This is a genomic window from Streptomyces niveiscabiei (assembly GCF_033794345.1).
GTDB lineage: Bacteria > Actinomycetota > Actinomycetes > Streptomycetales > Streptomycetaceae > Streptomyces > Streptomyces niveiscabiei.
The window spans coordinates 395,595-407,939 of sequence record NZ_JARAYJ010000004.1 but is presented as its reverse complement, the minus strand read 5'-3'; the positions used below and the strand labels follow the sequence as shown (position 1 = coordinate 407,939).

Annotated in this window: 8 protein-coding genes; 1 reads left to right on the top strand and 7 read right to left on the bottom strand. The window is 71.3% G+C overall.

Translation table 11 applies throughout. From position 1 onward, the window contains the following. Position 1: 1 nt before the first annotated feature. The 7 genes from PV682_RS08115 to uvrC all read right to left on the bottom strand — a co-directional run bounded on the left by PV682_RS08115 (position 2) and on the right by uvrC (position 10,721). Positions 2 to 1,213, bottom strand: coding sequence for a phosphoglycerate kinase (locus PV682_RS08115; protein WP_319725529.1), 1,212 nt, complete (start codon positions 1,211 to 1,213; stop codon positions 2 to 4). Positions 1,214 to 1,341: 128 nt separating this feature from the next. Beyond that, positions 1,342 to 2,346 (bottom strand): type I glyceraldehyde-3-phosphate dehydrogenase, encoded by a 1,005-nt coding sequence (gene gap, locus PV682_RS08110; RefSeq protein ID WP_319725527.1) that lies wholly within the window; start codon positions 2,344 to 2,346, stop codon positions 1,342 to 1,344. Positions 2,347 to 2,530: 184 nt separating this feature from the next. After that, a complete protein-coding gene (locus tag PV682_RS08105; protein WP_319725524.1) occupies positions 2,531 to 5,488 on the bottom strand; it encodes a M14 family metallopeptidase in 2,958 nt (985 codons plus the stop codon). Positions 5,489 to 5,657: 169 nt separating this feature from the next. After that, entirely contained in the window at positions 5,658 to 6,647 is a 990-nt protein-coding gene (whiA, locus tag PV682_RS08100) for a DNA-binding protein WhiA (protein ID WP_109363254.1), read from the bottom strand. Next, positions 6,638 to 7,714 (bottom strand): gluconeogenesis factor YvcK family protein, encoded by a 1,077-nt coding sequence (locus PV682_RS08095; RefSeq protein ID WP_319725522.1) that lies wholly within the window; start codon positions 7,712 to 7,714, stop codon positions 6,638 to 6,640. The genes whiA and PV682_RS08095 overlap by 10 nt, the downstream gene beginning before the upstream one ends. Next, entirely contained in the window at positions 7,711 to 8,646 is a 936-nt protein-coding gene (gene rapZ / locus PV682_RS08090; protein WP_055722585.1) for an RNase adapter RapZ, read from the bottom strand. Before rapZ ends, PV682_RS08095 begins: the two co-directional genes overlap by 4 nt. Continuing rightward, positions 8,643 to 10,721, bottom strand: a complete 2,079-nt coding sequence (gene uvrC, locus PV682_RS08085) for an excinuclease ABC subunit UvrC (RefSeq protein WP_319725516.1) — start codon at positions 10,719 to 10,721, stop codon at positions 8,643 to 8,645. The genes rapZ and uvrC overlap by 4 nt, the downstream gene beginning before the upstream one ends. A 424-nt stretch (positions 10,722 to 11,145) precedes the next feature. Between uvrC and PV682_RS08080 the strand changes: the two genes are divergently transcribed. Further along, positions 11,146 to 12,099 carry a hypothetical protein gene (locus PV682_RS08080; RefSeq protein ID WP_319725515.1) on the top strand — a complete coding sequence of 318 codons (954 nt, stop codon included), beginning with the start codon at positions 11,146 to 11,148 and terminating at the stop codon, positions 12,097 to 12,099. Positions 12,100 to 12,345 lie beyond the last annotated feature (246 nt).

The window sequence follows — 12,345 nt, the reverse complement described above, 5'->3', positions numbered from 1 at the left end:
GTCAGTTCTCCAATGCGGCGAGGCCGGGGAGCGTCTTGCCCTCGAGGTATTCGAGGGAGGCGCCGCCACCGGTCGAGATGTGGCCGAATGCGTTCTCGTCGAAGCCCAGGGTGCGCACGGCCGCGGCGGAGTCGCCGCCGCCGACGACCGTGAAGCCCGGGGAGTCGAGGAGAGCCTGGGCGACCGCCTTGGTGCCCTCGGCGAATTCGGGGTGTTCGAAGACGCCCATCGGGCCGTTCCAGAAGACGGTGGCGGCGTCGGCGATCTTCGAGGCGTACAGCGTGCCGGAGGCGGGGCCGATGTCGAGGCCCATGCGGTCGGCGGGGATGGCGTCGGCTGCGACGGTGGTGGAGCCGGCCGGGGCCTTGGTCTTCAGGTCGGGGAAGGCGGGGGCGACCACCGCGTCGACCGGCAGGACCAGCTCGACGCCGGTCTTCTCGGCGCGCTCGATGTACTCCAGGACGGCCGGGATCTGGTCCTCCTGGAGGAGGGAGGCGCCGACCTCGTGGCCCTGTGCCTTGAGGAAGGTGAAGGCCATGCCGCCGCCGATGAGGATGCGGTCGGCCTTGCCGAGGAGCTCGTCGATGACGGCGAGCTTGTCGGAGACCTTGGCGCCGCCGAGGACGACGACGTAGGGGCGCTTGACGTCGTCGGTGAGCTTCTTGAGGACGCCGACCTCGGTGGCGATGAGGTACCCGGCGTAGTGCGGGAGGCGCGCGGGGAGGTCGAAGACGGAGGCGTGCTTGCGGTGGACCGCGCCGAAGCCGTCGCCCACGTACACGTCCGCGAGGGCGGCGAGCTGACCTGCGAACTCGCCGCGCTCGGTGTCGTCCTTCGAGGTCTCGCCCGCGTTGAAGCGGAGGTTCTCGACGACCGCGACCTGGCCGTTGCCGAGGGCCGCGGTGACGGCCCGCGCGGAGTCCCCGACCGTGTCGGTGGCGAAGGCGACGTCCTGGCCGATGATCTCGCCGAGCCGGGCGGCGACGGGGGCGAGGGAGAACGCGGGGTCCGGGGCACCCTTGGGACGGCCGAGGTGCGAGGCGACGATCACCTTGGCGCCCGCGGCGGCGAGCGCGCTGATGGTCGGCGCGACGGCACGGATACGGCCGTCGTCGGTGATCGCGGTGCCGGCCAGCGGGACGTTCAGGTCGGCGCGGACGAAGACCCGCTTGCCTTCGACGCCGCTTTCGACGAGTTCGTCGATCGTCTTCAATGCAGTCTCCAGGAGGGTGGCTCTTGATCGTACGAGGGCGGTGACGCGCGACAGGGCCCGGGCAGCGCCTCTTCGCATGCTGCCCGAGCCCTGCGGCTCACATCGGTGCGGTGCCTGTCAGGCGGTGATCAGAGCCGGGCGCCGACGAAGACCGTGAGGTCGACGAGGCGGTTGGAGTAGCCCCACTCGTTGTCGTACCAGCCGATGATCTTCACCTGCTTGCCCTGGACCATGGTCAGGGACGAGTCGAAGGTGCAGGAGGCCGGCCAGTTGACGATGTCCGAGGAGACGATCGGGTCCTCGGTGTAGTCGAGGTAGCCCTTCAGCTCGCCCTGGGCCGCCTTCTGGAAGGCCGCGTTGACCTCTTCCTTGGTGACGACGCGCTCGGTCTCGACGACGAGGTCGGTGACGGAACCGGTCGGGACCGGGACGCGCATCGCCATGCCGTTGAGCTTGCCGGACAGCTCCGGGATGACCACGCCGAGGGCCTTCGCGGCGCCGGTGGACGCCGGGATGATGTTCTCGGCGGCGGCGCGGGCGCGGCGCAGGTCCTTGTGCGGGAAGTCCTGGAGGCGCTGGTCGCTGGTGTAGGCGTGGACCGTGGTCATCAGGCCCGAGACGATGCCGAAGTTCTCCAGGAGGACCTTGGCCATCGGCGCCACGCAGTTGGTGGTGCAGGAGGCGTTCGAGATGATGTCGTGCGCGCTCGCGTCGTACTTGTCCTCGTTGACGCCGAGCACGATGGTGATGTCCTCGTCGGTCGCCGGAGCGGAGATGAGGACCTTCTTGGCGCCGCCCGCGATGTGCTTGGCAGCGTCGGCGCGCTTGGTGAAGATGCCGGTCGACTCGATGACGATGTCGACACCCAGCTCGCCCCACGGGATCTGGGCGGGGTCGCGCTCGGAGAGGACCTTGATGACGTGGCCGTCGACCGTGATGGTGTCGGCGGTGTGCGTCACCTCGGCCTGGAGACGGCCGAGGACCGTGTCGTACTTGAGCAGGTGGGCGGTGGTCGCGGTGTCACCCAGGTCGTTGACAGCCACGACCTCGATGTCGGCACCCTGCGCCAGCAGCGCGCGGAAGTAGTTGCGGCCGATACGGCCGAAGCCGTTGATGCCTACGCGGATCGTCACGAACCGATCTCCTCGTTGGTACGCCGGCCTTCGTCGCCGGCGAGCTGTTTTTGGGATGTCCCCGACCACCCCCGACCCTACCTCTCCGGGGCGGCGGCGGTGACATCGAGTCGTGCCATACACGGCGAGGCGGTCCGTACCCACCAGTAGGGGTACGGACCGCCAGGACCCGGAAAACCCTCACTCACCTCTCAAGTGAGGCAAGGGCCTTTCCGATGAGCGCCTTGCGGTCCGCCGCCGTGGTCAGGTGCTCCAGGCCGAAGCCCAGCAGCACGGTGTCGTCCGTGGTGACGGCGCCGTACGTCTGGAACAGCGCGCCCGTGCGCGTCCAGTCCTTCAGCACGGCCGGGCTGCCCGCCGGGGGCCCGGTGACCTGCCAGGCGCCGAGCGAGGTCTCGAAGCCCTCCGCCTGGGTCGCCGTGCCGCCCACGACGAGGGACGTGTCGTCGAGGAGCACGCCGTGGCCGCCGGTGCCGGGGTCGGTGACGTACGCGAACGACACCTCGACGCTCTTCCCGGCGTACGCGCTCAGGTCGAACTCGACCTGCTGCCAGCCGCTGGAGGTCCCGGTGAACGCGTTCCAGGCGCCGGAGGACCCGGTGCTGGCGCACGCGCTCCCGTTCAGGGTCAGGTAGTGGCTCAGCCAGGGGTGCTCGCCGATGTAGAAGCCGCCGCCGCACTCGGCGGGTACGGCCGTGTCGGTCGCGCCGTTCTTCTCCGGCAGGGTCGTCCAGTCGGCGCCGCCCGCGCTGTGCGCCTCGACGATCGCGTTGTCGTACCCCTTCTCGGTGTCCCAGAACAGCCGCGCCCGCAGGGTGGGTTGCTGGGCCGCGGTCACCGAGGTCAGGTCGATCGTCCGGGTGAGCCGCTTGTAGGCGTCGTCGGTGTGCACGGCCGCCGCCATGTACGAGCCCGAGTACGGGCCGTACGGGTTGACCGTCCCGGCGTACTGCCCGGCGCCCGCGCTCGCGAACTGGGGGTACTCGTCGGCCGGGAGTTCGTCCGAGGTGACGCCGTACGTGCCCGCCTGGTCCAGCGGGTTGCCGGGGGCGCCGGCCAGCAGGGCGGAGAAGCCGGTCAGCTTCCCGGAGCCGGTGACGCCGGTCGCGCCCGCGACCGAGGTGCGGGAGTAGGCGCCCAGGTAGTACTGGCTGAAGTCGTCGGAGGGGGTGCCGTCGCCGAGGTCGACCGTGCCGCCGGCCCGCTCGCCGGCCTCGATCAGCTTGCCGCCCTCGTTGAGGTAGGCCCGCAGTTCGAGCTGCGTCGGGTTCCCAGGGACCGCGGCGCCCGTGTAGTGCACGACCGTACGGAAGTGCTTCAGCACCCCGAGCGCGTCCGGCACGCCCTGCGTGGCGACGTCCCACACGACCGCCTTGCGGCCGTTGGCCTTCAGCGCGTCGACGTACGCCTGCGCCTGTGTCGCCTTGGCGCCCTCCTCGGCGACGACGAGCGTGTCCGCGGTGGCCCGCCGGGCCACGGTGTACGTGAACCTGCCGCTGGAGACCTTCTTGCCGGCCCTGGTCTCGCCGGTGAACCACACCTCGACCTTGTCCCCGGGGCGGCCGTCCCGCACCTTCGCGCGGTACTCGTCGTAGTAGAGGTTGTCCTCCCCGCCGAACGTCTCCCCGCCCTTCCACGCCCTCAGCGGCACGTCGTGCGTACGGCCGCCGTTGACGCGGTACTTGAGCTCCTTGTCCCGCAGCGCCTTGCGGGCGACGACGGCGACCTCCTGACCGGCGCCGCGCGCGTACGACGTGGTGAAGGGCGCCGGGGTGAGATCGGCGGCCTTCAGGCCCAGCGAGGACTTCGGCTGGTCCGGGGCCTGCGCGGACTCGGCGACCGAGAGCGCGAACGGCACGTTCTTCGCGAACTCCTGCTGGATCAGCTTCTCGTCGTCCGGGAACGTGAAGATCGAGCGGCAGTCGGCCGCGTTCCACTGATCGTTCGGGTCGAGGTCGGACGCGGTCTGGCACGTCGACATCTCCGGGGTGAACATCGCCATCCCGTTGACGTTCGACGCGTGCCCGTCGGCCTCGCCGTTCGTCGTGTACAGCTCCGAGGAGACCTGCGGGCGGTAGCCGGGGATCGCCGAGTTCTCCGGCGTGCCCGCGAGCGCCTTGTAGACGACGTCGTCCGGCGTGTCCGTCGCCACCTGCCAGCCGACCCCGTACAGCAACAGCTGGGCGGCGGAGTGGTAGTTGATGCCGTACGTGAACCCGATGCGCTTCTCGAAGGAGTCGAGCGCCTTCGTCTCCGGCTCGGAGCCGGGCGCGGTCCCGCGGTAGGTCTCGCTGGTCGGGTTGGGGGACGAACCCTCGTCGTCGTAGCCCCACTTGTAGGCGAAGTTGCGGTTCAGGTCGACGCCGTCGCCCGTCGAGATCACGCCGTCGCCGTTGTTGTCGCGCAGGTTCTTGCGCCACAGGCGGGTGGAGGCGTCCTTGAACGTGTAGTCGTAGCCGTCCGGGTTGGCCGACAGCAGAAACCACAGCTCGGTGGAGTCGACGATCTTTCTGATCCGCTTGTCGTTCCGGTAGTTGTCCAGGTAGTGGTGCATCAGCCGCCGGGTCATCTCCGGGGTGATCCACTCGCGCGCGTGCTGGTTCGAGGCGTACAGGACGGCCGGCCTGCTGCCGTCCTTGGTCTTCTTCGCGCCCTTGGTGAGCTTCAGCGCGAGGATGTCCTGGCCGCCCACGGTCTTGCCGATCGACACGACCTTGGTGAGGCCCGGGTTCTGCTGCGCGGTGCGGAGGATCTCCTCCTTGAGGCCACCGGTGCCGCTGTACGGCCTGAACACCCCGTCGGACGCGGCCTCGACGCGGCGCTCGGCCTTCGAGGAGAGGGTGTGCTCCGTGAGCTCGATGCCCTGCTTCTCCAGGGCGCCGGCCTGCTGGTCGGTGAGGTAGACCTCGACGGTCGCCTCGCCCTTCGCCGGGACCGCCTCGCTCAGCTCGTGCCCGTCCTGGCCCGCCTTGAGCAGCAACGGCACCTGGGCCTTGGTGACTTCGGCGCGGAAGACCTTGACCTCGTCCCCGTTCTTCCCCTCGCCGGGTGCGCCCGGCTGTGCCTGCGCGATCGGCGCGACGGCGGCTCCGCCAGCCAGCAGCGCCCCTACGGCGAGGATCGATCTCGCTCTGCGTCTCATGAACTCCCCTAGCCCTGGTCCACCACATCCACGAACAGGTGCTCAGGCTCATGAGGGGGCGCGGCGGCGTCAAGGGCGCCTCGGGGGAAAACCACGCGTATGGGCCAATGTTCGAGGGGGGCTCCAGAGCGGGAGGCGCCGCCTTCGCAGGCGACGCCCGGCGTCATGGTCAGCCCGCGAGGTTGTCGGCCAGCTCCTCGCTGAGGTTCGCCTCCGTGCCGGGGATGCCGAGGTCGGTCGCCCGCTTGTCGGCCATCGCGAGGAGGCGGCGGATACGGCCGGCCACGGCGTCCTTGGTGAGCGGCGGGTCCGCGAGGGCGCCGAGCTCTTCGAGGGACGCCTGCTTGTGGTCCATGCGCAGGCGCCCGGCGGCGGCGAGGTGCTCGGGGACCTCCTCGCCGAGGATCTCCAGCGCGCGCTGCACCCGGGCCCCGGCGGCGACGGCCGCCCGCGCCGACCTGCGCAGGTTCGCGTCGTCGAAGTTGGCGAGGCGGTTCGCGGTGGCGCGGACCTCGCGCCGCATCCGGCGCTCCTCCCAGGCCAGCACCGACTCGTGCGCGCCGAGCCTGGTCAGCAGCGCCCCGATCGCGTCGCCGTCGCGGACGACGACCCGGTCCACGCCCCGCACCTCGCGGGCCTTCGCCCCGATGGAGAGCCTGCGGGCGGCGCCGACCAGGGCGAGCGCGGCCTCGGGACCCGGGCAGGTCACTTCGAGGGAGGAGGAGCGGCCCGGCTCGGTGAGCGAGCCGTGCGCCAGGAAGGCCCCGCGCCAGGCCGCCTCGGCGTCGCAGGTGGCCCCGGAGACGACCTGCGGGGGGAGCCCCCGGATCGGCCGGCCCCGCCCGTCCACGAGGCCCGTCTGACGCGCGAGCTGATCGCCGCCGGCGACCACGCGCACGACGTACCGCGAACCCCTGCGCAGCCCGCCGGGCGCCATCACGATCAGCTCCGAGCTGTGCCCGAAGATCTCCAGGATGTCCCGCTTGAGCCGGCGGGCCGCCATCGCCGTGTCCAGCTCCGCCTCGATCACGATCCGCCCGCTCACCAGGTGCAGGCCGCCGGCGAACCGCAGGATGGCCGAGACCTCTGCTTTCCTACAGCAGGTCCGGGTGACGGGGAGCCGGGAGATCTCGTCCTTCACCGCTGCCGTCATCGCCATGGGCCGATCCTTCCATGCATCCGAAAAATACGGTCGTACGCGGCGGCCAGCAGCTCCGGGTCGTGCCGCGGAGTCCCGTCGGGCCGGGCCACCGGCGCCAGCTCGACCGCGGCGCCGAACGGTTTGGCGGCGTCGGTCAGGGATTCGCGGTCGGGCACGGCGGCCTCGTCGGCCAGCACCACGTCCAGGGCGAGTTTAGGGGCGTGTCGCCCCAAAACCTCCAAATGACGCTGCGGTGAGAACCCGTCGGTTTCGCCCGGCTGGGGGGCGAGATTCAGCGAGAGCACCCGGCGCGCCTTCGTCTGCGTCAGGGCCTCCACCAGCTCCGGGACCAGCAGATGGGGCATCACGGAGGAGAACCAGGACCCGGGGCCCAGAACCACCCAGTCGGCGTCCCGGACGGCCGCCACGGCCTCCGGCACGGCGGGCGGGTCGTGCGGCACGAGGTGCACGGACTGCACCTCGCCGGGCGTCAGCGCGACCGTCGCCTGCCCGCGTACGGTGTCCACCTCGTCCGGCCGCGCCGGGTCGTGCCCCTTGACGAGGGCCTCCAGCTCCAGCGGCACCGCCGACATCGGCAGCACCCTGCCGTGCGCCCCGAGGAGCTTGCCGACCAGGTCGAGGGCCTGGACGTGGTCCCCGAGCTGCTCCCACAGGGCGACGATCAGGAGGTTGCCGACCGCGTGGCCGTTGATCTCGCCCTGCGACTGGAAGCGGTGCTGGACGACCCTGGCCCAGGTCTGGCCCCAGTCGTCGTCCCCGCACAGCGCGGCGAGCGCCTTGCGCAGGTCGCCGGGCGGGAGCACGCCCAGCTCGTCCCGCAGCCGGCCGCTGGAGCCGCCGTCGTCGGCGACGGTGACGACGGCCGTGAGGTCGCCGGTGATCCGGCGCAGCGCGGCGAGCGAGGCCGACAGGCCCATGCCGCCGCCGAGCGCGACCACCTTGGGCTGCGCGCCCCTGCGGCGCGGTCTCGCCCCGCGTGCCTCGACCGGCCGCCCCGCCCGGCCCGACTGCCCCTCGGGCACCCCCCTGCGCAGCCGGCCCAGCCGCGGAGTACGTCCTGTCATTCCCGTCCCATGTCCCGGTGCACGACCACCGTCTCCACGCCCTCGGCCGCGAGTCGCGCGGCGAGCTTCTCCGACATCGCCACGGACCGGTGCTTGCCGCCCGTACAGCCGACGGCGATGGTCACGTACCGCTTGCCCTCACGACGGTAGCCCGCGGCGATCAGCTGGAGGAGCTCGGCGTACCGGTCGAGGAACTCCTTCGCGCCGGGCTGGCCGAGGACGTACGCCGCGACCTCCTCGTTCAGGCCGGTGTAGGGGCGCAGCTCCGGGACCCAGTGGGGGTTGGGCAGGAAGCGCATGTCGACGACCAGGTCGGCGTCCACGGGGAGGCCGTACTTGAAGCCGAACGACATGACCGTGGCCCGCAGCTCCGGCTCCTCCTCGCCCGCGAACTGGGCGTCCATCTTGGCGCGCAGCTCGTGGACGTTGAGGCTGGAGGTGTCGATCACCAGGTCGGCGTCCCCGCGCAGCTCGCGCAGCAGCTCGCGCTCGGCGTCGATGCCGTCGACGATGCGGCCGTCGCCCTGGAGGGGGTGCGGGCGGCGCACCGACTCGAAGCGGCGCACCAGCGCGTCGTCCGAGGACTCCAGGAACACGATCCGGCGGGTGACGTGCTTGGACTCCAGGTCGGCGAGGGACTCGCGGAGGTTGTCGAAGAAACGCCGGCCGCGGACGTCCACGACGACGGCGATCCTCGCGACGTTCCCCTGCGAGCGGGCGCCCAGCTCCACCATGGTGGGGATCAGGGCGGGCGGGAGGTTGTCGACGACGAACCAGCCGAGGTCCTCCAGGCACTTCGCGGCCGTCGAGCGGCCGGCGCCCGACATGCCGGAGATGATGACCAGCTCGGGGATCGCCGCGTCGGGGATCCCGGGCGCCGGTGTCTCGGTACTCACCTGTTCTTCTTCCTGACGCTTCTCGTGCTCGCTCATGGCTCCTGTCCCCGTTCCTCGCGTTCTTCGCGCACTTCGTCTTCCATGATCTCTCCCGTGGCCGTGTTGACGGCGGGCGCCGCCGGGGCCGCCTGTGCGAGAGTCACGGCGATGGTCTCGGCCGTCTTGCGGCCTATGCCCGGGACCTCGCAGATCTGGTCGATCGTCGCGGAACGCAGCTTCTTCACCGAGCCGAAGTGCTTGATCAGCGCCTGCTTGCGGGTCTCGCCGAGTCCCGGTACGTCGTCCAGCGGGCCCGCGCGGAACCTCTTGGCCCGTTTGGTGCGCTGATACGTGATCGCGAACCGGTGCGCCTCGTCGCGCACGCGTTGCAGAAGGTACAGGCCCTCGCTGGTGCGTGGCATGACCACCGGGTCGTCGTCGTCCGGGAGCCAGACCTCCTCCAGGCGCTTGGCGAGCCCGCAGACGGCGATGTCGTCGATGCCGAGTTCGTCGAGGGCGCGTTTCGCTGCCGCGACCTGGGGCTGGCCGCCGTCGACCACGAGGAGCTGCGGGGGGTAGGCGAACTTCTTGGGGCGGCCGTCTTCCTCGGTGAAGGCGTTGCCGACCGGGGCGTTGCCGATCGGGGTGTCGGGGCCGGCTGCCGTGTCGGGGCCGGCTGCCGTGTCGCCGCCGTCGGTTGTCGTGTCCTCGTCGGTCCACTCGCCGGTGCGCTCTTTCTCCGCGAGGTAGCGGCGGAAGCGGCGGGTGATCACCTCGTGCATGGACCGGACGTCGTCCTGGCCCTCGAAGCTCTTGATCTGGAAGCGGCGGTACTCGCTCTTGCGGGCCAGGCCGTCCTCGAAGACGACCATGGAGGCCACGACGTCGTCGCCCTGGAGGTGGGAGATGTCGAAGCACTCGATGCGCAGGGGCGCGCTGTCCAGGCCGAGGGCCTCGGCGATCTCCTCCAGCGCGCGGGAGCGGGTCGTGAGGTCGGAGGCACGCTTCGTCTTGTGCAGGATGAGGGCCTGCTGGGCGTTGCGCGCGACGGTCTCCATCAGGGCCCGCTTGTCGCCGCGCTGCGGGATGCGCAGGGAGACGGCGGCGCCGCGCCTGCCGGTCAGCCACTCCTGGACCGGCTCCACGGGGTCCGGCAGCGCGGGGACCAGGACCTCCTTGGGGACCGCGTCCCCGGTCTCCTCGCCGTAGAGCTGCTGGAGGGCGTGCTCCACGAGACCCGCGGTCGTCACCGCCTCCACCCGGTCGGTGACCCAGCCGCGCTGGCCGCGCACCCGGCCGCCCCTGACGTGGAAGATCTGGACGGCCGCCTCCAGCTCGTCCTCCGCGACGGCGATCAGGTCGGCGTCGGTCGCGTCCGCGAGCACGACCGCGCTCTTCTCCATCGCCTTCCTGAGCGCCTCGATGTCGTCGCGCAGCCGGGCCGCCCGCTCGTACTCCAGCTCGTCGGCCGCCGCCATCATCTGCTTCTCCAGCCGGCGCAGGTACGTACCCGTCCGGCCGGTCATGAAGTCGCAGAACTCCTCGGCCAGTTCGCGGTGCTCCTCGGCGGAGACCTTCTCCACGCACGGCGCCGAGCACTTCCCGATGTAGCCCAGCAGACACGGCCGCCCCGTCCGCGCCGCGTTCCTGAACACGCCCGCCGAGCACGTCCGCACCGGGAACACCCTCAGCAGCAGGTCCACCGTGTCCCGGATCGCCCACGCGTGCCCGTACGGCCCGAAGTACCGCACGCCCTTCTTCTTCTGACCCCGCATCACCTGGACCCGCGGGTACTCCTCGTTCATCGTCACCGCGAGGTACGGGTAGCTCTTGTCGTCCCGGTACTTCACGTTGAACCGCGGGTCGTACTCCTTGATCCAGGAGTACTCCAGCTGGAGCGCCTCGACCTCCGTGGACACCACGGTCCACTCCACGGACGCCGCGGTCGTCACCATCGTCCGCGTCCGGGGATGCAGTCCGGCCAGATCCTGGAAGTAACTCCCCAGCCGCTGGCGCAGGCTCTTGGCCTTCCCGACGTAGATCACCCGCCGGTGCTCGTCGCGGAACTTGTACACCCCCGGAGACTCCGGGATCTCACCCGGCTTCGGGCGGTAGCTGGAGGGATCGGCCATACCCCCCACCCTACTGTCGCCGACTGACACTCAGGTGTCGCCGAGAAGTCGCCCAGCGGGGTCCGGGGCGGGTGAGCGGGCCGGGGTGGGCGGGGGTGAGCGGGCCGGGGTGGGCGGGGTGTCCCGGTTCCTTCCGGTCGGCTCCGCCTGCGGCGGTTTCCTCCCGTGTCTCCCGTGCTCCGGGTTCCCCCCGAGGCACCCGCTTCCCCGCCCCGACGACACGACTCGGCCACCCCTCCCATCCGCCCCCGTCACAACTGTTGTCGCCGCCTGAGCGACACGCTTCAATGCGGGGAACTCGGGGCCGTGAACAGCGTCGTACGGGTGAGCCGTAGGAAGAGGCAGAAAACCCTCCTGCGTCATCGGGGAGGCCCCGATCCACGCGAACGGTCTGACCAGCCGTTGTTCACAGAAAGGCCCCTCCATGCCGCACACCGCACAGCACGCGGGCCCCTCCGACGTCACAGCGGAACTGGACACGGCCCTGCGAGGCGGCCCCTTCCACGTCGCCCTGCGGGCCGCGATAGCCGCACGCGGCCTGCCCCTGCAACGCGTCCAGCACCATCTCTCCCGCTACGGCGTCAGAGTCGGCGTCACCAGCCTGAGCTACTGGCAGCAGGGCGCCCGCCGCCCGCAGCGCCCGGAGTCCCTGCGCGCGGTCCGTGCCCTGGAGGAGATCCTCCACCTCCCGGAGGAGTCCCTGATCCGCCTCCTCGCCGAGGTCGAGGACGACATCGCCCCCGGCCGCCCCGCCGCCCGCTCCTACCGCGCCCTCCTCCAGGCCACCGACGTCATGGAGCGCCTCCTCACCGACCTGGGCTGCCCGCTCGACCCCGGCCTCCAGACCATCGGCCACCACGAACGCGTCCGCATCGGCGCCGACCGTGAACTCCTCGCCCGCGAGGCCCACCACATCGTCCGCGCCCACCGCGACGGAGTCGACCGCTTCGTCGCCGTCCACCACGGCGACCCCGGCTGCGCGCCGGACCGGATGGAGGTGCGCGCCCTGGAGAACTGCCGCACCGGCCGCGTCCGCCACCACGAGGAGACCGGCATCCTCGTCGCCGAGCTGCTCTTCGACACCCGGCTGCGCCCCGGCGACACCTTCCTCTTCCGGTACGAGGTGGAGGACGGCACCGCCGGCGCCTCCCGCGAGTACGTCCACGACGTCAACCTCGCGGGCGGTCAGTACGTCCTACAGATCCAGTTCGACGAACAGGCCCTCCCCGCCCGCTGCCACCGCTTCACCCAGCACTCCTACGCCGCCCCGCGCACCGGCCGCCAGTCCCTCCCCCTCAGCGGCAGCCACCACTCGGTCCACCTGGTCGAACCCCGCCTGCGCACCGGCATAGTGGGCATCGGCTGGGACTGGGAGTAGCCGGCCGCGCACCACCTCACCTCCCAGAGCGGCCCGTCACCCCGGAGCCCCGAACTCCGGGGCCGCTCCCCAAACTCCGGCCACCACTGCCCCACGCGCCGGGGCCACTCCTCGAACTCCGGCCACCACTTCCCCCCACTCGCCGGAGCGGCTTGCGGCTTGCGGCTTGCGGCTTGCGGCTTGCGGCTTGCGGCTTGCGGCTTGCGGCTTGCGGCTTGCGGCTTGCGGCTTGCGGCTTGCGGCTTG

Coding starts and splice junctions, on each gene's coding strand:
- PV682_RS08105 (WP_319725524.1), bottom strand. CDS start 5,488: ATGAGACGCAGAGCGAGATCGATCCTCGCCGTAGGGGCGCTGCTGGCT.
- whiA (WP_109363254.1), bottom strand. CDS start 6,647: ATGGCGATGACGGCAGCGGTGAAGGACGAGATCTCCCGGCTCCCCGTC.
- PV682_RS08095 (WP_319725522.1), bottom strand. CDS start 7,714: ATGACAGGACGTACTCCGCGGCTGGGCCGGCTGCGCAGGGGGGTGCCC.
- rapZ (WP_055722585.1), bottom strand. CDS start 8,646: ATGAGCGAGCACGAGAAGCGTCAGGAAGAAGAACAGGTGAGTACCGAG.
- uvrC (WP_319725516.1), bottom strand. CDS start 10,721: ATGGCCGATCCCTCCAGCTACCGCCCGAAGCCGGGTGAGATCCCGGAG.
- PV682_RS08080 (WP_319725515.1), top strand. CDS start 11,146: ATGCCGCACACCGCACAGCACGCGGGCCCCTCCGACGTCACAGCGGAA.